Source organism: Sphingosinicella sp. BN140058 (assembly GCF_004135585.1).
GTDB lineage: Bacteria > Pseudomonadota > Alphaproteobacteria > Sphingomonadales > Sphingomonadaceae > Allosphingosinicella.
The window spans coordinates 37,862-55,838 of sequence record NZ_CP035501.1 but is presented as its reverse complement, the minus strand read 5'-3'; the positions used below and the strand labels follow the sequence as shown (position 1 = coordinate 55,838).

The 17,977-nt window shown below is 66.2% G+C and carries 14 protein-coding genes; 5 read left to right on the top strand and 9 right to left on the bottom strand.

Translation table 11 applies throughout. The annotated features are described in order from the left end of the window. The 3 genes from ETR14_RS00215 to ETR14_RS00205 all read left to right on the top strand — a co-directional run bounded on the left by ETR14_RS00215 (window position 1) and on the right by ETR14_RS00205 (window position 3,304). The gene (locus tag ETR14_RS00215; RefSeq protein WP_243455694.1) at window positions 1-966 is read left to right on the top strand and encodes a zinc-binding dehydrogenase; all 966 of its coding nucleotides are present in this window, start codon (window positions 1-3) and stop codon (window positions 964-966) included. A 67-nt stretch (window positions 967-1,033) separates the two neighbouring features. Beyond that, a complete protein-coding gene (locus ETR14_RS00210) occupies window positions 1,034-2,026 on the top strand; it encodes a Gfo/Idh/MocA family protein (RefSeq protein ID WP_129382814.1) in 993 nt (330 codons plus the stop codon). A 252-nt stretch (window positions 2,027-2,278) separates the two neighbouring features. Further along, window positions 2,279-3,304, top strand: coding sequence for a glycosyltransferase family A protein (locus tag ETR14_RS00205; RefSeq protein ID WP_165356238.1), 1,026 nt, complete (start codon window positions 2,279-2,281; stop codon window positions 3,302-3,304). Here the strand turns inward: ETR14_RS00205 and ETR14_RS00200 are convergent. Then, window positions 3,281-4,486: a glycosyltransferase family 4 protein gene (locus ETR14_RS00200; protein WP_165356237.1), complete on the bottom strand. Its 1,206-nt coding sequence runs from the start codon at window positions 4,484-4,486 to the stop codon at window positions 3,281-3,283. The two genes, ETR14_RS00205 and ETR14_RS00200, sit on opposite strands and share 24 nt — an antisense overlap. Before the next feature lie 82 nt (window positions 4,487-4,568). On the opposite strand from ETR14_RS00200, the gene ETR14_RS00195 reads away from it, so the two are divergent. Further along, window positions 4,569-5,600: a UbiA family prenyltransferase gene (locus ETR14_RS00195; RefSeq protein WP_129382811.1), complete on the top strand. Its 1,032-nt coding sequence runs from the start codon at window positions 4,569-4,571 to the stop codon at window positions 5,598-5,600. Here ETR14_RS00195 and ETR14_RS00190 read toward each other — a convergent pair. The 7 genes from ETR14_RS00190 to ETR14_RS00160 form a co-directional block, all read right to left on the bottom strand. After that, window positions 5,592-6,614, bottom strand: coding sequence for a hypothetical protein (locus ETR14_RS00190; RefSeq protein WP_129382810.1), 1,023 nt, complete (start codon window positions 6,612-6,614; stop codon window positions 5,592-5,594). The two genes, ETR14_RS00195 and ETR14_RS00190, sit on opposite strands and share 9 nt — an antisense overlap. Next, window positions 6,598-7,809 (bottom strand): ABC transporter ATP-binding protein, encoded by a 1,212-nt coding sequence (locus ETR14_RS00185; protein ID WP_165356236.1) that lies wholly within the window; start codon window positions 7,807-7,809, stop codon window positions 6,598-6,600. The genes ETR14_RS00190 and ETR14_RS00185 overlap by 17 nt, the downstream gene beginning before the upstream one ends. Then, window positions 7,806-8,954 (bottom strand): cytochrome P450, encoded by a 1,149-nt coding sequence (locus tag ETR14_RS00180; protein ID WP_129382808.1) that lies wholly within the window; start codon window positions 8,952-8,954, stop codon window positions 7,806-7,808. Before ETR14_RS00180 ends, ETR14_RS00185 begins: the two co-directional genes overlap by 4 nt. Next, window positions 8,951-9,775, bottom strand: a complete 825-nt coding sequence (locus tag ETR14_RS00175) for an ABC transporter permease (protein ID WP_165356235.1) — start codon at window positions 9,773-9,775, stop codon at window positions 8,951-8,953. The genes ETR14_RS00180 and ETR14_RS00175 overlap by 4 nt, the downstream gene beginning before the upstream one ends. A 349-nt stretch (window positions 9,776-10,124) precedes the next feature. After that, window positions 10,125-11,156 (bottom strand): PepSY domain-containing protein, encoded by a 1,032-nt coding sequence (locus ETR14_RS00170; protein ID WP_243455962.1) that lies wholly within the window; start codon window positions 11,154-11,156, stop codon window positions 10,125-10,127. Between the two features lie 50 nt (window positions 11,157-11,206). After that, entirely contained in the window at window positions 11,207-13,417 is a 2,211-nt protein-coding gene (locus tag ETR14_RS00165) for a TonB-dependent receptor (RefSeq protein ID WP_129382805.1), read from the bottom strand. A gap of 223 nt (window positions 13,418-13,640) precedes the next feature. Next, window positions 13,641-16,676, bottom strand: a complete 3,036-nt coding sequence (locus ETR14_RS00160) for a TonB-dependent receptor domain-containing protein (RefSeq protein ID WP_243455693.1) — start codon at window positions 16,674-16,676, stop codon at window positions 13,641-13,643. A 442-nt stretch (window positions 16,677-17,118) separates the two neighbouring features. Here ETR14_RS00160 and ETR14_RS00155 point away from each other — a divergent pair, with 442 nt between their 5' ends. Next, window positions 17,119-17,472 carry a DUF2200 domain-containing protein gene (locus tag ETR14_RS00155; RefSeq protein WP_129382804.1) on the top strand — a complete coding sequence of 118 codons (354 nt, stop codon included), beginning with the start codon at window positions 17,119-17,121 and terminating at the stop codon, window positions 17,470-17,472. A gap of 23 nt (window positions 17,473-17,495) precedes the next feature. Here the strand turns inward: ETR14_RS00155 and ETR14_RS00150 are convergent, their stop codons facing one another. Beyond that, window positions 17,496-17,954 carry a VTT domain-containing protein gene (locus ETR14_RS00150; protein WP_129382803.1) on the bottom strand — a complete coding sequence of 153 codons (459 nt, stop codon included), beginning with the start codon at window positions 17,952-17,954 and terminating at the stop codon, window positions 17,496-17,498. Window positions 17,955-17,977 lie beyond the last annotated feature (23 nt).

The following is a 17,977-nucleotide window of genomic DNA, read 5'->3' as shown; positions in this document are numbered from 1 at the left end:
TTGGCAAGTCTGATGCGGGCCGCGGTCGTTGAAGGACCGGGACGGCTCAAGGTCGAGCAGGTGAATGTTCCGGAGCCGGCGGCGGGGCAGATCCGCGTGCGGCTGGAAGGGTGCGGGGTGTGCGCGTCCAATCTGACGCCGTGGGAAGGTCCCGAGTGGATGCAGTTCCCCACCGAGCCGGGCGCGCTCGGTCATGAAGGCTGGGGCATCGTCGACGCGATCGGCGAAGGCGTGACCGATTTCGCGGCCGGCGACCGAGTCGCCGCGCTGTCGTTCAAGAGCTATGGCGAATATGACATCTCGGAGGCCTCGGCAGCGGTGAAGCTCCCCGAAGCGCTCGCGGGTCAGCCATTTCCCGGCGAGCCGCTCGGCTGTGCGATGAACATCTTTCGCCGCAGCGACATCGCCGCGGGGCAGACCGTCGCCATCGTCGGCATCGGCTTTCTCGGTGCGATCCTCACCCGCCTTGCCACCAATGCCGGCGCGCGCGTCATCGCGATCTCCCGCCGCCCCTACTCGCTGGACGTCGCCCGCCGCTTCGGCGCGGCCGAGACGATCCCGATGGAGGATCATTGGGCGATCATCGAAGAGGTGAAGCGGCTGACCGATGGCCGTCTGTGCGACCGTGTCGTCGAGGCGGTCGGCAAGCAATGGCCGCTCGATCTCGCCGGAGAGCTCGTCCGCGAAGGCGGCAAGCTGATCGTCGCAGGCTATCACCAGGATGGACCGCGCCAGGTCAACATGCAGATGTGGAACTGGAAGGGCATTGACGTGATCAATGCCCATGAACGCGATCCCGAAGTCGCCATGCAGGGCATACGTGACGCGGTCGACGCGGTCGCCTCCGGATGGCTCGATCCCTCGTCGCTCTACACCCACAGCTATCCGCTGGAGCGGCTGGACGAGGCCCTGAACGCCACCCGGGACCGGCCCGACGGCTTCCTCAAGGCGCTGGTGACGGTCTGATCCGGCGTTCGCCGCGCCGCGCGATCCAATGACCCATCCCCCTTCGCCGGGCACAAGGAATATCTGAATGTCTCTTACGCGTCCCCGCATCGGCTTTCTCGGCGTCGGCTGGATCGGCCGCCATCGCATGGAAGCGATGCTCGAAACCGGTACGATCGAGGCGGCCGCCTTTGCAGATCCTTCCGACGACATGGCCGCGGAGGCCGCCAAGCTGGCGCCGGGGGCGAAACGGGTCGAAGGCCTCGACGGCCTGCTCGCCGAGGGCCTCGACGGGATCGTCATCGCAACGCCGAGCGCTCTCCACGCCGAGCAATCGATTCGCGCGCTGGAAGCCGGCGCCGCGGTGTTCTGCCAGAAGCCGCTTGGCCGCACCGCCGCGGAAGCGGCGTCCGTGGTCGCGGCGGCCCGCTCGGCGAACCGGCTGCTCGCCGTCGATCTTTCCTACCGCTTCACGGAAGGAATGAAGCAGATCCGCGGGCTGCTCGCCGACGGCGCGCTCGGAAATGTCTACGCCGCCGATCTCGTCTTCCACAACGCTTACGGTCCCGACAAGGCCTGGTTCTACGATCCCGATCTGTCCGGCGGCGGCTGCGTCATGGATCTGGGAGTCCACCTGGTCGATCTCGCTCTGTGGGCGCTCGACTTTCCGAAGGTGGCCACGGTCGATGCCCAACTGATCGCCGGCGGAGCGCCGCTCTCGCCCGGCAAGGTCGAGGATTATGCGGTCGCGCAGATCGGTCTGGAAAACGGGGTTTCGATCCGGCTCGCATGCTCGTGGCGCCTTCCGGCCGGGCGCGAGGCAGTGATCGAAGCGTCCTTTTATGGCACGCAGGGCGGTGCCGCCTTGCGCAATGTCGGTGGATCCTTCTACGATTTCACCGCCGAGCGGTTCCGCGACACGACTGCCGAGACGCTTGCCGAGCCCCCTGAATCCTGGGGCGGACGTGCGGCGGCGGATTGGGCCACAAGGCTGTCCGAGGGCCACGCTTTCGATGCGGAGGCAGAACGACTCGTGAATGTCGCGTCCGTTCTGGACCGTATCTATGGTCGATCAGCCTGACCCAGAGGATTCTTTTCAGAAGCCTTCCAGTCTAAGCGATTGAGTGCTACGGTCAAAGGACTGGCCGGTGCTTTCGTGCCAGGCTTGTGTTCGGCATTTGGACGAACGTGTGCGCGTCTTTACTCACCGTGGACGTCTCTAGTGTGGGCTAGGGATTGATAATAGTTCTTGCCGAGGGGAAGGCAGGAGCCGGGTGGAGGGAACGGCATGGTCGCGAACGGCGGGGGGAGGCCGCGGGCACTCAGCGTAGTGATGCCCGTTCGAAACGCAGGGCCATTCCTCGATGCGAGCATCCGCAGCATCCTGGATCAGACGCTATCCGACTTCGAGTTCGTCATTCGAGACGATGGTTCGACCGACGGCTCGACCGAACGGTTGAGGAATTGGGCGGCGCGAGATCCGAGAATTCGGTTGTTCATCGGCGAGCATTCGCTCGGACCGGCGGCAAGCTCCAACTGGGTAGTGAGCAAATCCTCAGGCCGACTCGTCGCGCGCATGGATGCCGACGACATCGCCCACCCGGATCGGCTGATGCGCCAGGCCGAGGCGCTGGAGGCTGCGCCGTCCGCTTGCCTGGTCGGCAGCCTCTGGGAAGGAATTGACGAAAAAGGCCGGCATTTGCGACCGCGAGACCGGTGGCGGCTGTCGCGTTCCTCGCCGTTCTCGCCGTTTCCGCACGGCTCAATCATGTTCCGCCGAGACGCGTTCGAACGGGCGGGAGGCTATCGCTGCGAGGCCGATTTCTGGGAAGATGCGGATCTGTATTTCCGGATGGCCGAGATCGGGCGATTGCTCGTGCTTCCCGACGCGCTCTATTTTCATCGCTCGTCGGCACTGAGTACCCGGCTCACCTCGGAGCAGGAAAAGGTCGAGACCTCGGTCGATCGCATGTATCGCCGGGTCGGCGGCATTACCGCAGATCCGGGCGACGGTAAGGTCTTGCCGCGCGTCTTCGTATCGCTGGGTTCGACCCGCTTGTGGTCTGGGCGCTCGCCCGCCGTGCTCGGCCGTCTGCTCCGCCGCGGCCGGCTGGGCTGGAACGCCGAGACCGCCGCCGTGCTGTTCTGGGCCGCCTGGGGCGCGGTGTCGCCGTCGACGCTGCGTGCCTGCCTGCGCACGGTGGTACGACTGCGCGATCGCGCGGTCCGCGCTCGTTACGCCGACGGCTGCCCGTGCGAATGGCGCATCGGGGCGTGCTCGGCTCTTCACCGCGATGAAGGGCATGCCGGGAGCGATACCGGGGCCGTGCTGCCCTCAATGCCCGATCTCGCCGCCTGACCTCCCGATCCGTTCGGCGATGGCGACCAGCTCGGCCGCGAGGGTGCGGGCCGGATCGGCAGGCACGAGCGTTCGGATGCGATCCGCGGCGGTGTCGCCGATCGCGCGCCACTCCGCACGTCGTGCCCAGGCGCGCTCGAGGGCATCGTCGATGGCCTGTTCCGACGGCGCATCGGCGATGAAGCCGGTACGCTCGTCTTCCAGCACTTCGCGATTGCCGGCGACATCGGTGACGATCGCCACCCGTCCGCTCATCATCGCCTCGACGAGGACGAGCGGGAGGCCTTCGGCCCGGGTCGGCAGGACGAGGCCATGATGATCATCCCAGATCGCCGCGACATTTTCCGCATAGCCGCCGAAGCGGACGCTGGAGAGACCATGATAGGCCGCCATCGCCTGGAGCGCCTCTTGCTGCTCGCCGGAGCCGAAGAAGGTCACGCTGAGCGGCCGCCCCCGCCATTTGGCGCTGGCCAGGACCCGGAGCAGCATGTCCTGGCCTTTCTCTTTCGGGTAGAGCCGGCCGACGCAGGCGAGGCGAAGTCCGTTCTCCTCCCCGGGCCAATCCCTCCTCTTCGTCCACGGCACCATGAACGGGTTGCGGGTGACCGAAGCGCGCTCGATCCGGCATCCGATCTGTTCCTCGGTCAGGCGATGATTATGCTCCGAGACGAAGAAGGCGTGGATCGCTTCGGCGTAGATCGCGCGGACTTCCTTCAACCAATTGTCGCGCGGCCAGTAGAGATCTGTCGCCTTCTGGCTGATCAGTACGAACGGATGCCCAAGCCGGCGGCAGATGCCGGCGAGCAGAAACGCGTCGTGGTTGCCGCCCTGCGAGATGATCACGAGGTCCGGTCGCTTGCGCAGCCTGAGGCTGAGGTGCAGCCGCAGCGCCTGCCAGGCGACGCTCAAAGGTGGCGAGATCCAGAAGATCGCCGAAAACAGCGCGTTGGGCAGGAAAGGAAATCGCGCGAGTTCGATCAGCCTGACGCCCATGCCGCGGAGTTCGTCGACATTGCCTTCGTGCGGCTTCAGTCGGTTCTTGTAGGCGGTGACGCGATGTCCCTCGCGCGCCAGCGCCGCGGCCGTCAGGCTCCAAAGCTCCTCGCTGCCGCCCCAGGTGAAATTGCTGCTGATGAATGCAAAACGCTTCGGCCGCACCCGCGATTCGCTTTCGCTTGCCATGTTCTGATCCTTCCCCCAGCCTGAGCCTAGGAAACTATCGACATGGAACAAAGCGCTAAATCGCCGCATCGCAGAGTTTGGCATGGGTGAGCGGGCCACCGCCGTCCTCCGCGCCGGCGAGTGGTGGGACTATAAGCTCGCACCCATTCTCACGTTTTTCTATGGCACGGCCTTGCTCATCGGGGTCGGCGTGGGCGCACTCTGGGCCGGCGCCTTGCTGCTGCTGCTCGCATTGCTGCCCGGCGCCGCTTATGTGAGCATCATCAACGACATCACCGATATCGCCGACGATCGCGCCGCCGGAAAGCGCAATCGCATGGCCGACAAGAGCGCCGCATTTCGGGGGGCGGCGCTCATGCTGACCTTGTCCGGCGGGGCCCTTTTCTTCTGGTTGTGGCGGGGCGAGCCGCTGCTGCTGCTCTGCTACGGCGCCGCGTGGATCGCCTTCACACTCTATTCCGTGCCGCCCGTGCGGCTGAAAACGCGGGGACTGGCCGGGGTAGTCGCCGACGCCTGCGGCGCGCACCTGTTTCCGACCCTGGTCGCGGTCGCGCTGGCATTCGCCACCGCCCGGCACGCGGTCGACCTCGTCTGGTTCGGAGCGGCTGCGGCATGGTCATTGGGGTATGGCCTCAGGGGCAATTTGTGGCACCAATTGCTGGACCGTGACGCCGATCTTGCCGCGGGTGTGCGGACCTTCGCCGGGCGCCATCCGCCCCGCGTCGCGGCACGGCTCGGCACATGGTTCGCCTTTCCGCTGGAAGCGGCGGCTCTCGCGATCCTGATCTGGAAGATGGCAAGCCCGTTGCCGCTGGTCGCCCTCGCAGTTCATCTCTGCCTGTCTTATCGACGCGTCAGATTGTGGCAGATGCGTCCCGTGATCGCCGATCCGAAACCCGGCTTCTTCATCTTCCTGCACGAATATTATGACGTGCTGCTGCCGTTCTCGCTGCTGGTCGCGTCAGCCCTCGTCCATCCGGGCGATCTGCTCGTGCTCGCGATGCACCTGCTGCTGTTCCATCGCCGCGCGCGCAATGTCGCGGAAGACGCTTGGAAGCTCGTCGGCAAATCGGTGAAGATGCACGTTGGACGGCGGTTGTTCGGCTCAGGCTGAGCGGAGACGCGACAAGGCCTCCAGCGCGAAGCAGGTGGTCAGCGCTTCCGATCCCCATCGCGGCGTGTCGGGATGCGGATCGGCGAAGCCGCCGCCGCGGAGCCGCGCGCGTCCGCCGTGATAAAGTGCTGCACGGGGCCATGCCCCGCTCTCATCCTGCGCGCCCAGCAGGGCCTCGACGTTGGCGGAAGCCGGCGTTCGCCCCCACCAGAGCAGGGCGCAGGCCGCAAGCGCCTGCTCCAGCGGCGAGGCCGGACGCGCCTCTGCGATCTTGGCGGCGATGAGCGCCCCGGCGTCCGACGCCTTCGGCGCCAGGGCACGGGACAGGAAGTACCAGATCGCAAACGGGTTATCGTACCATTTGTCGCAGATGCGCTCCCCGTCGTTGCGCAGCACGTCGATCAGCAGCGCCTCCACTGCGGCCCGCCCGGGGAAGTCGCCAAGATAGAAGAGCGTGTTTGCGTTGACCACGGCATCGATGTCGCCGGGCTTCGCCGAAGTGCGCCGAAAGAAGAGAAGCAAGGTCAACGGGTGGCGAAGCTGCGCCGCGGTCACCGACAGATGCCGCCCGCGGGTCAGACGAGGCCGCGGCGCGATCCAGGTATAGAAGCGACCGGCGCGATCGCGATTGGCGAGCAGCAGCGTGCGGTTGTCGGGGAAAGCAATTCCCGCCTGGCGGAGCGCTGCGGACGCACAACTCGTGTCGTCGAGATCGGGCGGCAATTGCCCATGAAACGGGTGCGCGCGCGTCCAATGCCGCCACAATCCGTTTGCGTCCATTTCCTCGCGCAGGAATGCCGTTGCCCTCGCACGAACGTCCCGCGCCTCCGGGCAGAAGGCGAGGCATTGCGCCATCAAGGCGGTCGGAAAGATCGAGGGATCGATCGTGCAGTCGGCCGCCATCGTGCGATCGAGCGAGGCAAAGACCGGCAATTCGCCGGTCGGCAATTGCCCGGCTCGCAAAAAGGCGATGCCGCGGCCGATTGCGGCGTCGAGTTCAGCCCCAGTCGACATCGATCATCACCAGCGCGTTCAGCCGAGCCAAGGCCAGGTTCGCGGAGCTCGGTTCGCCTTTCACCGTGATGCTGGTTCCCGCATCCCGGACGCCGTGGACCGCCAGCGGCAGCCGGGTGGCTGCATCGATCAACCACGCCTTGACGATATAGTGGCCGGCCGCCAGCGGCAGTTGCGGCACGACGCAGCTGAGCATCGCGGATCCGCGTTCGAGACGCACCGGCGCGTGGACGGCGGCACCGGTGACGCAGGTCCATTGATCGTCGGTCCAGATGCCGAAAGCCCATAGGATATCGATCGGGCTGTGGCAGTGATACCGAACGGTCAGCCGCATGGGCTCTCCGGAAACGGGACCGTCCTCCCCGGGGCCCTCGACCGAGAGTGCCTCGATGATCACTGGCTCGTCTGCGGCGGCGCCGTTTTCGACACCGCCGCGCTGCGCCGGTTTCCTTTCGAACATGCGGTGGAGCGTTTCGGTGGCCGTGCCTTGGAAGACGAGCCTGCCGTGATCGAGGAGAATACCGCGTTCGCAGACCGTCTGGATCTGATGGAAGCTGTGCGACACGAGCAGGACCGAGCCGCCATCGTCGAGATAGCTGCGCATATGGCCGACGCATTTGCGCTGGAATGCGGCATCGCCGACGGCGAGCGCCTCGTCGACCAAGAGCACATCCGGCTTGAGATTGGCGATCACGGCATAAGCCAGCCGTGCTTTCATCCCCGAACTGTAGGATTGGACCGGTGCATCGAAGAAGTCGTCGAGCTCCGCGAATGCGGCGACGTCGTCGACCAGGCGGCGCGTCGCCGCGCGATCGAAGCCGTGGAAGGCCGCGCTGACCCGGACGTTTTCACGGCCGCTGAGCACCGGGTTGAAACCGGTGCCGAGCTCGATCAGCGCCTCTGCGCGCCCCGCGATTGCGACTTGGCCGCGATCCGGTTTCACCAGCCCGAACAGGATCTTGAGCAAGGTGCTCTTGCCGGCGCCGTTGTGGCCGACGACCGCAAGGGCTTCGCCGCGCCGGAGCGTGAAATTCACATCCTCCAGCGCCCAGAATTCGTCGCGCCGCAGCTGCGCCGCCGCCGCCGGCAGGAACTCGCGTGCGATGTCGCGAACGCCGTAGGCGAGGGCGCTCCTCAATCGGCGGCTGTAGCGTTTCGACAGACCGCTGACGGCGAGTACCGGCCGCTTGGTCACAGCGCGATCGGCAGTTCGAGGGGGCTGAGCGCGCTTGCCGTGCGGAAGAAGGGCAGGTCGGCGGCGTTCGTCCGGAGGCGAAGACGCGGCGCGGCGGCGAGAAGGGTGGTGAGGCTCGCTGCAACCACGTGCCGGCCGAGCGGTGCGCCGAGACAATGATGGACTCCTGACCCGAACGCCAGATGGCGCTTCTCGCGGCGATCGAGCCGCAGTTGATGCGGCTGCTCGAACCGCACGGGATCGCGATTGGCCGCCGCCACGCAGACCTGAACGAGCGCGCCGGCCGGGATCTCGACACCGCCGATGACGGCGGGCGCGGTGGTTGCCCGCGGAAGCAGATGTTCGGGCGGGTGGAGACGCAGCACCTCCTCGACGAACGGCGCCAGCAAGTCCGGCTCCCCGCGGAGCCGGGCGGCGAGCGCATGATCCGTTGCCAGCCGAAGCACGGCCTGTGCGATCACCCGCTCCGTGGTGGTGGTGGCGGCAAGCCAGAGCAGGCGAATGAGGCTGCGCACCTCCGCGTCGCCGAGGATCTCGCCGACCTCCGCTGCGATCTCTTCGAACATGGCTGCGCGGGGCGCGATCTCGTCCAGCGTGGCGATCAGCGCGGCGAGGGGGGCATCCGTTTCGAGAGACCGCCTCGTTCCCTCGACGATGTCGGCGACGGCGGACTGGTCGAAGCCGATGAGGTCGGCGGCGACGGCGCGGCTGATCGGCGCGGCGTAGCCGGATACCGCATCCATCTCGTGCTCGATCAGGGCGCGCGCCGCGGCCTGCGCCGTGCTGTCCAGCTGCGCCAGGCGTTGCGCGGCGAAGCGGCGTGCCAGCACCCGGCGAACGATCGCCTGACGCGGCGGATCGGCGCCGAGCAGGACCGCATCCACGTCGGCATAAGGCGCGTTCGAGAAGGTCGCGGCGTCGCCGAGCACATGCCGGGCATCGTCATAGCCGAGCACGATCCAGCTGCCGTGTTTGGCCAGGTGCTGCACGCTCCCAGACGCACGCAGCCGATCATAATGCGGGAACGGATCGGCGGCGATCGATGCGTCGTCCAGATCGATCGTGCTCGCGTCCGGGGATAGCGGCCCGGCAGGCGCGAAGAGCCGCCGCCGCGCCGCCGCCTTGATCCTCGACAGGAAAGTCATCCGAGCCGCGCAACGACATGGGGGCGGGCGAGCCGGTAGAAGAGCCAGGCGAGGACCAGACAGGCTGCCGCCCCGGCGGTCACCGGAAGAAACGCCGCCGAGGCCCCGCCCGGCCCGATCCAGGAGCGCGTGCTGTCCAGGAGCGGGGTCACCGGATTGATCCGGGTCAGCCCCCCGGCCGGTGCCCGGTAGAAAACCGGTGTGAGGAAGAACCACAAGGTCGTGCCGAGTGCGATCGCGCGGCCGACATCCTGGTAGAGCAGGCCCCAGGGCAGGATGATCATGCCGAACGCGAGACCGAGCAGGATCAAGGCAGCGGCGCCCAACGGCACCAGCAGGATCGTCGGTGCGAAATCTACCCCGAACCAGGCCGCGGCGGCCGCAAGCACGGCCAGCCGTATCGCGCCATTGAGCAGCACTTCGAAGACGCCGCCAATGATGATCGCTTCGTGCGGAACCCGGCTTCGTGTCATCATCTGCCGGCTGATCGTCAATTGCTGTAGCGGCGCGTTCAGAGCTTCGACGAAGATCTGCCACAGTAACATGCCGGCAAGCACATGGGCGGCGTAGGGCAGTTGGGTGCTGCCGATCTCGACGATCCGGCGCGACTGGAGGTAGGTACAGATCACCGTCGCCGCCGCCGCGGGCGCGAGCAGCCACAAGTAGCCGAGCGCCGATCTGCGCTGCCGGGCGCGCAGGTTCGCCCGGAACAACGCCCATCCGATCGCCATCGACAGTGGCAGATCGGCCATGGCCGCCAGAAGGAAGCCGCGCGGATCGGTCAGCTGGGGGCGTGCGCTGATGAGCGTCGGTTCGGTCACCGAAAGGATCATAATGGGTTCGGAGAAAAGGGACAGTAGGCAGCGCGCGATCTCAGTGGGTGCCGGCCGACGTCCGGCTCCTGGCACGCCGCCGCAGCGCCGCATGACGAACCCGCATCTTGTGCACGAGATCGGCGGGCAGGGGGCGAAGAAAGGCGACGCCGATCAGGGTCGCGTGACCCAGCGTGTCTCGATCTCGCACGGCTCCTCGCCATCGAACAGGATCACCGCAAACAACATCACGAGCACGACGATCACGCCGACGGCTGGAATCATCTTGCCCCCCATTTCGAACCCGGACGGGACGATACCCGCCGCGGATCCGATAAGGGCGGTTAGCGCCGGAGCTTTAAGCCGGCCCGCTTCCAATTCGCTGCATCTTCGGTCCCGGGCGCGGGCGCTTGAACCAGAAGCTCCAGACCGCAAGAGTGCCGAGCAGGGACAGAGCGAGTCCGGACAGGGTCATAACCATCCTCCAGGCAAGGCCGCCGATCTTGGCGGAGTGGAGCGGATAGGCCTTGTTGAACAGCTGCGCACCGGGCGGCAGCGACAGTGCATCGCGGGCGGCGAGAATGCGGCCGTCGGCCGCGTCGAACCAGAGGGTCGAACGGCCGTTGGGAAGCCACTCCGCCGCGCGTTTCATGCGGATTTGGATCGGATCGCCGGCTTTACGCGGCAAAGCGAGGATCCGGATCGTCGCATCCGGGAACCGCGCGTGCGCGGCGGCGATGATCCGCTGCCAGTCGGGACGTACCGCAAGGGCACCGCTCTTCACCTTGGGTGGTGCCAGCGCGGCTGCGACGCTGCCATAGGATCCGAAGGGCGCCACCGCCAATTCGCCGACGGGCCGGAAGATCATCATCGTCCCGGTCAGGGCCGAGAGCAGCAGCAACGGCGCGGCGACGATCCCGAGATCGCGGTGGTGCATGACGATTGCGGGCCGGCTCAGGCGCCTGGGCAGCAGGCGGAGCTTGAACGTGCGCCGCGTCCGCCACCACAGGATCGTGCCGGTGACCACGAACAGGATCGCGGCAAGCCCGGCGATCCCGATCACCGTCTCGCCGGTATCGCCGGAGAAAACGTGATGGTGAAAGTCGAACAGCCAAAGTTCGGGACGCTGCCACTGGCTGGACCAGCGCGTGACGATCTGTCCCGCCTGGTCGGCATAGGCGCCGCCGCCGCCGGCCGTGCGGAGCTGGTGCAGGCCGAACCCGTCACCGGCATAGACGATGCTCTGCACCCCCGGCTCGGCCATCATCCGCGCGGTTGCCCGGCCGATCACCGCCGGATCGCGGACGAGCGGATCGCCTGCATGGGCCACGCCGATCCATGCCTCCTTGTGCACGAGGATCGCGCCGCTGAGCCCGATCAGGGCGAGCAGAAGGCCGAGCAGCCCGCCGGCCCAGCGGTGCAGAAGATCGAGCAGGCGGATCAGAACCGGTAATCCCAGCCGAGGGTGAGGGTGCGGCCGCGGCCGGCGAAGAAGCTGAGATTGTCGGTCGGCAGCCGGGTGTCGCTCGAATAATCGATGTAGAAGGTGTCGAACAGATTCTGCGCACTGAGGCTCAGCGCGCCGAAGCCTGTCTCGTAGCGGATCGCCGCATCGGTGACGGTGTAGCCGGCGAAATCGTTGCGCGGATCGCGGATGCGGCCGTTGAAGCTGCGCGACAGAAAGAATTGGGTCTGGAGCCGCAGGGACAATGGACCGCGGTCGTAGCTGGCGGCGAGGTTCAGCCGGTCCGGCGAAATGTTGCTGCCGTCGAGATCGGTGTCGACGACGCCGTCCGGCACGGCGTCGCTGTCGTAGCGACCATCGAGATGGGCATAGCCGACCGACACTCGCGCACCCGGCAGCGGCAGCCGCACGCCGACATTGATCTCGAGCCCCTGAATTTCGGTGCGGAGCCGTTGCACGTCGAAGATTCCGCCCGGGTTCGCGATCAGCAATTGCCCCTTGTCGCTCGACGACCAGAAGTAGGCGATGCTGGCGTCGAGCGGCCCCCGCTTCACCTCGACGCCGACCTCACGGTTGTTCGAGACGATCGGGCTGATGTCGAGATAGTCGTCGAGGTCCACGCCCGGGATGCGGATCGCGCGGGTAATGCGGCCGATATCCGGCACCGTGAAGCCCTCGGCATAGCTTGCATAGGCGCGCAGACCCTTGATGGGCTCGACGATGACGCCGCCGTTGAAGAGCAGATCGTCGAACGTCGGCGTGCCGCCCGAGACTGCAACGCCGCCGAACGTCGCCTGGTTCGGGGCGACGAACGTGGTCGCGGCGAGGGTGCGGTAATCGTCGATCCGGATCTGGACATTCTCCCAGCGCAGGCCGCCGGCAAGCCGCAGCGTTTCGTCGAACAGGGCAAGATTGAGCTGTCCGAAAGGCGCCAGGCTGCGGAAGTCCGTCGGCGGCACCCAGGCTCGGTCGGTGGCGATCAGCCTCTGCTCCGTGGAATCCCAGAGCGCATCGAAGCCGAGGATTGCGGTCAGCGCCTCGAAGCCGGGAACCGCGCGCTCGTAGCTCAACTTGCCGCCATATTTGCGCGAGCGGTTCTCCGACTGATCGAAGAGGGTGCCGACCGGAGCGATCGCCGGATCCTGGAAAGTGGCGATCGGCGCAATCTCGCCGCCGAAAATGTCGTGGGTGCGATTCCAGAAGATCTGCCCGACGAAATTGCCGCCCCAAAGGTCGGTGTCGGTGAGCGACAGCGCGACGCTCTCGGTGCGGCTGGCGGCGGGTTCGCCGGGCGGGGTCCCGCGCACGGCGCTGGTCGGCAGGCCGGTGGCGCGGTTGCCGGCCTTGGCCACGAAATCGCCGTCACCGTCGAGCTGGAAGCGGCTCGCAATCAGATCGAGCCGAGCCGTGTCGCTCAACCCGTAGCCGAAGCGGCCGAACAGCGACCAGGATCGGGAATCCTGGGTCTCGCCCTGGGTGAGATTGAGCCCGACCGGGTTGCCGTGACCATCGTAGAAGACGCCGCGCTTGTCATAGGCCCCGCCGACGCTCGCGTCGAAGCGGCCGCTTTTGTACTGAACCAGGCCGGCGATCTTGCCGCCGAGCCCGTTCTCGTGGAAGTCGGCGTCGGCGCTGCCCTGGACGAGAACACGGCCGCTCAGCCCTTCGAGGCGCGGCGCGCCGACAGTCACCTGATTGACGACGCCGCCGGTTCCGCCAATGCCCTGCAGCGCATTGGAACCGTAGATCAGCTCGACCCGATCGACGAAGAAGCCGTCGATGGTGAAGCCGTCGCGACTACCGTCGCGGAGCGGAGTCGATTGCGGGATGCCGTTGATCGCGTAGAGCGGCGAGCGTCCGCGCAGGGTCTCGCCGGCGCCGGACAGTTTCTGCCGTGTCGGCGAGAAAGACGGGGTGAGGGTGGCGACCGCGTCGGTGACCGACCCGGAGATGGCGAGCTGCTGATCGAGCGTGGTCTTGTCGATCACGTCGACGGTGAGCGGAAGCGCGCTCGGCGGCAGGATCGAACGGGTCGCGGTGACGACGATCTCCTCATCCCCGCCACCCGCTGTCTCACCAGCCTCTGCGGCGTCGGCCCCTGACGCCTCGGCCGCCCAAGCGGGCTGAACCGCAAGCGCAAAGACGGTGGCGGCGCCGAGCAGGCGCAGGCGATACGACGCGTACATAAGATCTCCCTTGCGGGCGCTCTATCCAGTGAAAGACGCTATTGCAAGTCAATCGCAAGAGGGCGCGTTCCTGGCCAAAGGAGGGCACAGCGGGGAGAAAAGTGAGGTTGAGCCGAGCGATCGCTCGATCCGGCAGGCGGCGAGATATGGCGGCGCCCGTGCAGTGCGGGCTCGCGGAGCCGTAATTTCCCCTCCGGAGAAGCTCCGGAGGGGAAGAGTTGGCTTACATGCGGACCGAGATGCCGGCCACGATCTGGCGACCGAGCAGGTCGTAACCCATGATCGTGTTGCCGCGCAGCAGCCCGATGCGCGAGCGGCTGTCCGGAACGATCGGCGGATCCTTGTCGAACATGTTGTTCACCGCGAGCCGGAACGTCATCTGCTTGCCGACGTCGAATGCCAGGGCAAGGTCGAACCAATTATAGGCCTTGATCCCCGGATATTCGTCGCGGCGGGCGGAAGCATCCTGCGCCGGGATGCCGGTGTCGGCCGGAGCGTAGACGTCGAGCGGCATCCCGCCGCGGTGACGCCAGTTCAGCGACAGGCTGGTCACCCGATCCGGAGAGGTCCAGGTGGTGCGGAACTGGTGCGCCCATTTCGGCATGCTCTCGCCGCACAGATTGCCGTAATAGCCGACGCAGTCGCGGGGCTCGATGGTCGGCGACGCCTGCGACCCGACCCGCGTCATCAAAGTGCCGTTGAAGCTCATGTCGAGCCGGCCGGCAGAGCCGAGGCCCAGATTATACTGGCCCTGGAAATCCCAGCCGTGCGACTGCGAGCGGTAGCCGTTCGCAGGCCCGCGCGCGACCCAGCCAGTCGACGGGCTCGTCGACGGCGAACTCGACAGCGTGCCGTCCGGATTGCGGACGATGCCGCGGCAGAAATAGTCGTTGCCGGTGGCAAGGCACTCGTTGATCAGGTTCTGCGGCTGCAGGAAGTCGAGCTGATCCTTGAGGTCGATCAGCCAGCGATCGATCGACACGGTGAGACCGGGCAGGAAGCGCGGCCGCAGCACGACACCGAACGTCTTGGTGTAGGCGCTTTCCGGGGTGAGGTTGAAGCCGCCCTCGCGAACCGTGCAGCGATCGTCCGGACAGATCAAAGTCGCGCTGCCGTACAGGTTGGTCGCAAGCCCGGTATTGGCGCATTGTGCCTGGGTCGCCACCGGAGCGATGCGCGGCCCGCCGGGATTCGCCGGGTTGATCCGGGGTGCGCACGGATCGGCATAGAAGCCCTGGTTCCAGAAGATGTTCGCAGCGCCCGCTGCCGCACCCACGCCCGGGGCAGCCTGCGACTTGTTGTAGGATGCGCGAAGGGTGATGTCGGCGATCGGCGCCCATATGCCTTCGATCTTCCAGGTTCCGAAGCTGCCGTCGAGGCGGTTGTACTTGGACTGGCGATAGCCGGCATTGACCTGGAGCAGGCGGGTCCAGGACTGATCCTCGACCAGCGGCGCCTGAAGCTCGACGTTCCCTTCGAGAATGTTCTGCGTGTAGCGCGAATTCTGGCCGCCGTTATTCGTGATCCAGGCTTCGTTGACGACAGTCTTCTCTCTCTCGTCGCGATATTCGGCGCCGATCGCGATCGCAATGCCCTGCTCGGCCAGCGGCGACTTGATCCCGTATTTGCCGAGATCACCGCTGACCGTGCCCAGGAACTGGAGCAGCTGCGGGGTGCGCCGGCTCAGCCCGCCGGATTCCGCGCCGAACAGATATTCGTTCAGCGCCGCATCCTTGTTGAACGGGATGAACGCGTTGAAGGGCACACACTTCGGATCGGTGCCGTTGACTACCGAGCGGCAGGTCGGCGTGCCGTTGACGCTGACCACGTCGAGCGAGCGGTTGATGTTGTCATATTGCGCGAACGGAACGTCGATGGTGTCGAGTGTCGCACGCGAGATCATGCCGGCGACGTCGTAGGACCAGACGTCGTTCAGGACTCGACCGCGTAAGCCGGCGACGATGCGATAGCCTTCGTTGGTGAAGCTCTGCTCGACCAGCGGCAGGCCGTCGAAACGGTAGCGGACATCGAGCGGCGCAAATTGACCGGCCTGTCCGGCCCTGGCGCCGCACAGCACCTGCGCCTGGCTTTGCGAGAGGAAGGGATTGTCGCAGTTCACCTGGAACGGATCGCTGCCGTAGAAGGTGTAGCTGAAGTTGCGGTTGAGTTGCGTGTTGTACGACTTGTCCTTGTAGTAGAGGCCGTTGCCGTACAATTCGATATGGTCGCTGAGCTGCGCGGTTAGGAAGCCGCCGACGTTGATACGCTCGAACGGACGCTGGAAGGCCCAGTCGTCGTAGGGATTGGCCGAGGTGCCGGCCGGCCCGCTGTTGATTGGAAGGAAGGTGCCGTTGCCGTTCGGGTTGTTGACGAGGATCTGCCCGGCATTCGGCCCGGATTGCGGAATGATCGTACCTGCCGGCGTGTAGCTCGCCCGCGAGCAGGACAGCAATGCATCGTTGGTCGGCTGGACGACTTCGCAGATGCCGCGCGAGCGGTCGCGGAGGCGGACGAGGTCGGACTCGCGATAGTTGACGAAGCCGGAGATGTTCACGCGGCCGTCGAACAGGTTGGTGCCGGCGGCCAGGCTGAGCTCGACGCGGCGACCGTCGTTGGTCATGCCGCTCGGCGAGGCGAAGCCGGCCCGTGCCGCCGCCTCGGTGACCGCATTCTCGCGATTGTCGTGGTTGTAGAAGCTGTAATTGGCGTCGAGGCGGATGCCCTCGAAATTCTTCTTCAGAATGAAGTTGACCACGCCCGACACCGCGTCGGAGCCGTAGACCGCGGATGCACCGCCGGTCAGCACGTCGATCCGCTCGACCAGCGCATTGGGGATGATGCCGACGTCGATCGTGTTGGCCAAGCCGACGCGCAGGCCGTCGATCAGGGTCAAGGTCCGCTCGTAGCCGAGGCTGCGCAGCTTGATCCGCTGCCGACCTTCGGAGTCGCTGAAATTCTGCTCGGAATTGACCTGCACCTGCGGCAGGCGATTCAGCACCTCCTCGATCGTGGTCGCGCCCTGGGCAGCGATTTCTGCGGCCGTGGTGGTGACGATCGGCGCGGCCGAGCGGTTGTTCGGGCGAACGATGCGCGTGCCGGTGACGACGAGCTCGCCTTCACCGGTGCTGCCGGCCCGGTCGGCATCCGCCGCGACCTTCGCCGAGGCAACCGGATCGCCGATCGCGACGCCGTCCTGCGCCTGGCCATCGGTTTCGGCGAGCGTCTGCGCGGATGCGGGCATCGCGGCCAGTGCGGCCACGCAACAGCTCGTAACGAGAATTCCCCTGAACAACATCTATTTTCCTCTTTGCTCCCTGCCGCGTCGAGGAACAGCGGCGGCCGCGATTTCATGCGGCCATTCCGCGGACCAGAGGCATGCCATGACCTCGAGCCCGCTTCGCTCCCCAACGTCGGTGACATATTGCTGTCACACAGGCGCAAACTGGACAATGCCAATTTATTAAATTGGTTTACGAATTCCGGTCCACTGTGCTTTTATGATCGCACCTGCTCTCCGCCACGCGACCATACCACGTACGTTCCGCGGCTTCGACTTTGTAATGCAGTGTGTCGCAGCGGAAGGCGAGCCGGGCGGGAAGAGGTCCGCCGCCGGGCGCACGCCGAAGCGGCATACGGCGGGTGATCTTCGGACGGCTTTTCCCGTATATGCGGCCATCGAACGCGGATCTCGAGGAACGGGCATGACCAAGCACCGGGTCTATTCGGTAAGCGTCGCAAGCGTTTACCCGCATTATGTCACCAAGGCGGAGAAGAAGGGCCGGACGAAAGCAGAGGTCGATCAGATCCTCTGCTGGCTGACCGGGCACAGTCAGGAGACACTGGACGCGCAGCTGGCCAGCGGCGTCAGCTTAGAAGACTTCTTCTCTCAGGCGCCGGGCATGAACCCGGCCCGATCACAGGTTACCGGCGTGATCTGCGGGGTGCGGGTGGAGGAAATCGAGGAGCCGACGATGCGCGAGATACGCCGTCTCGACAAAATGGTCGACGAACTCGCCAGGGGGAAGAAGATGGAGAAGATCCTGCGCCAGAGCTGACGGAGGATGCAGGCGCGTCCGACCTAGAGCGCGGCCCCCGCTGCTGCGGCAGTGGCGATGGCAGGGAGCAGCCCCGCGACCGTCGCGGTGGCGAAAGTCGATGCCCGCAGCGGGAGCAAGGCGCTCGCCGCGGTGACCAGGAAGTGTGGCGCGCCCAACAGGCGAAGCCCGACGATGTACCACGCGCCGTGCTTCACGAATCGCTTTTCGATGGTCTGCAGTTTCGAACCGAGCCGCCGCCGCGCGCGGCCCGCATCCGCATGCCGGATCGTCAGGAACAGGATCAGACTGCCCGCAAGCGCTCCCGTCGAGACCACCGGCACGGCCAGCCAGTTGCCGAGCAGGGATGCGGCCGAGACCGACATGCCGACGATCGCGCCCGGCACGCAGCAGGCGACGAGGGCCGTCGTTCCTGCGAACAGCAGCAAGGCAAGCACCAGATCGTTCTCGGCCAGGCCGAGCAGGAGTTCGACGCTTTCCATGTTCTCCGTTCCACCTTGGTCGC

Excerpts from the sequence above, each read along its gene's own strand:
- ETR14_RS00210 (WP_129382814.1), top strand. The coding sequence starts at position 1,034 with ATGTCTCTTACGCGTCCCCGCATCGGCTTTCTCGGCGTCGGCTGGATC.
- ETR14_RS00205 (WP_165356238.1), top strand. The coding sequence starts at position 2,279 with ATGCCCGTTCGAAACGCAGGGCCATTCCTCGATGCGAGCATCCGCAGC.
- ETR14_RS00200 (WP_165356237.1), bottom strand. The coding sequence starts at position 4,486 with ATGGCAAGCGAAAGCGAATCGCGGGTGCGGCCGAAGCGTTTTGCATTC.
- ETR14_RS00195 (WP_129382811.1), top strand. The coding sequence starts at position 4,569 with ATGGGTGAGCGGGCCACCGCCGTCCTCCGCGCCGGCGAGTGGTGGGAC.
- ETR14_RS00190 (WP_129382810.1), bottom strand. The coding sequence starts at position 6,614 with ATGTCGACTGGGGCTGAACTCGACGCCGCAATCGGCCGCGGCATCGCC.
- ETR14_RS00180 (WP_129382808.1), bottom strand. The coding sequence starts at position 8,954 with ATGACTTTCCTGTCGAGGATCAAGGCGGCGGCGCGGCGGCGGCTCTTC.
- ETR14_RS00165 (WP_129382805.1), bottom strand. The coding sequence starts at position 13,417 with ATGTACGCGTCGTATCGCCTGCGCCTGCTCGGCGCCGCCACCGTCTTT.
- ETR14_RS00155 (WP_129382804.1), top strand. The coding sequence starts at position 17,119 with ATGACCAAGCACCGGGTCTATTCGGTAAGCGTCGCAAGCGTTTACCCG.
- ETR14_RS00150 (WP_129382803.1), bottom strand. The coding sequence starts at position 17,954 with ATGGAAAGCGTCGAACTCCTGCTCGGCCTGGCCGAGAACGATCTGGTG.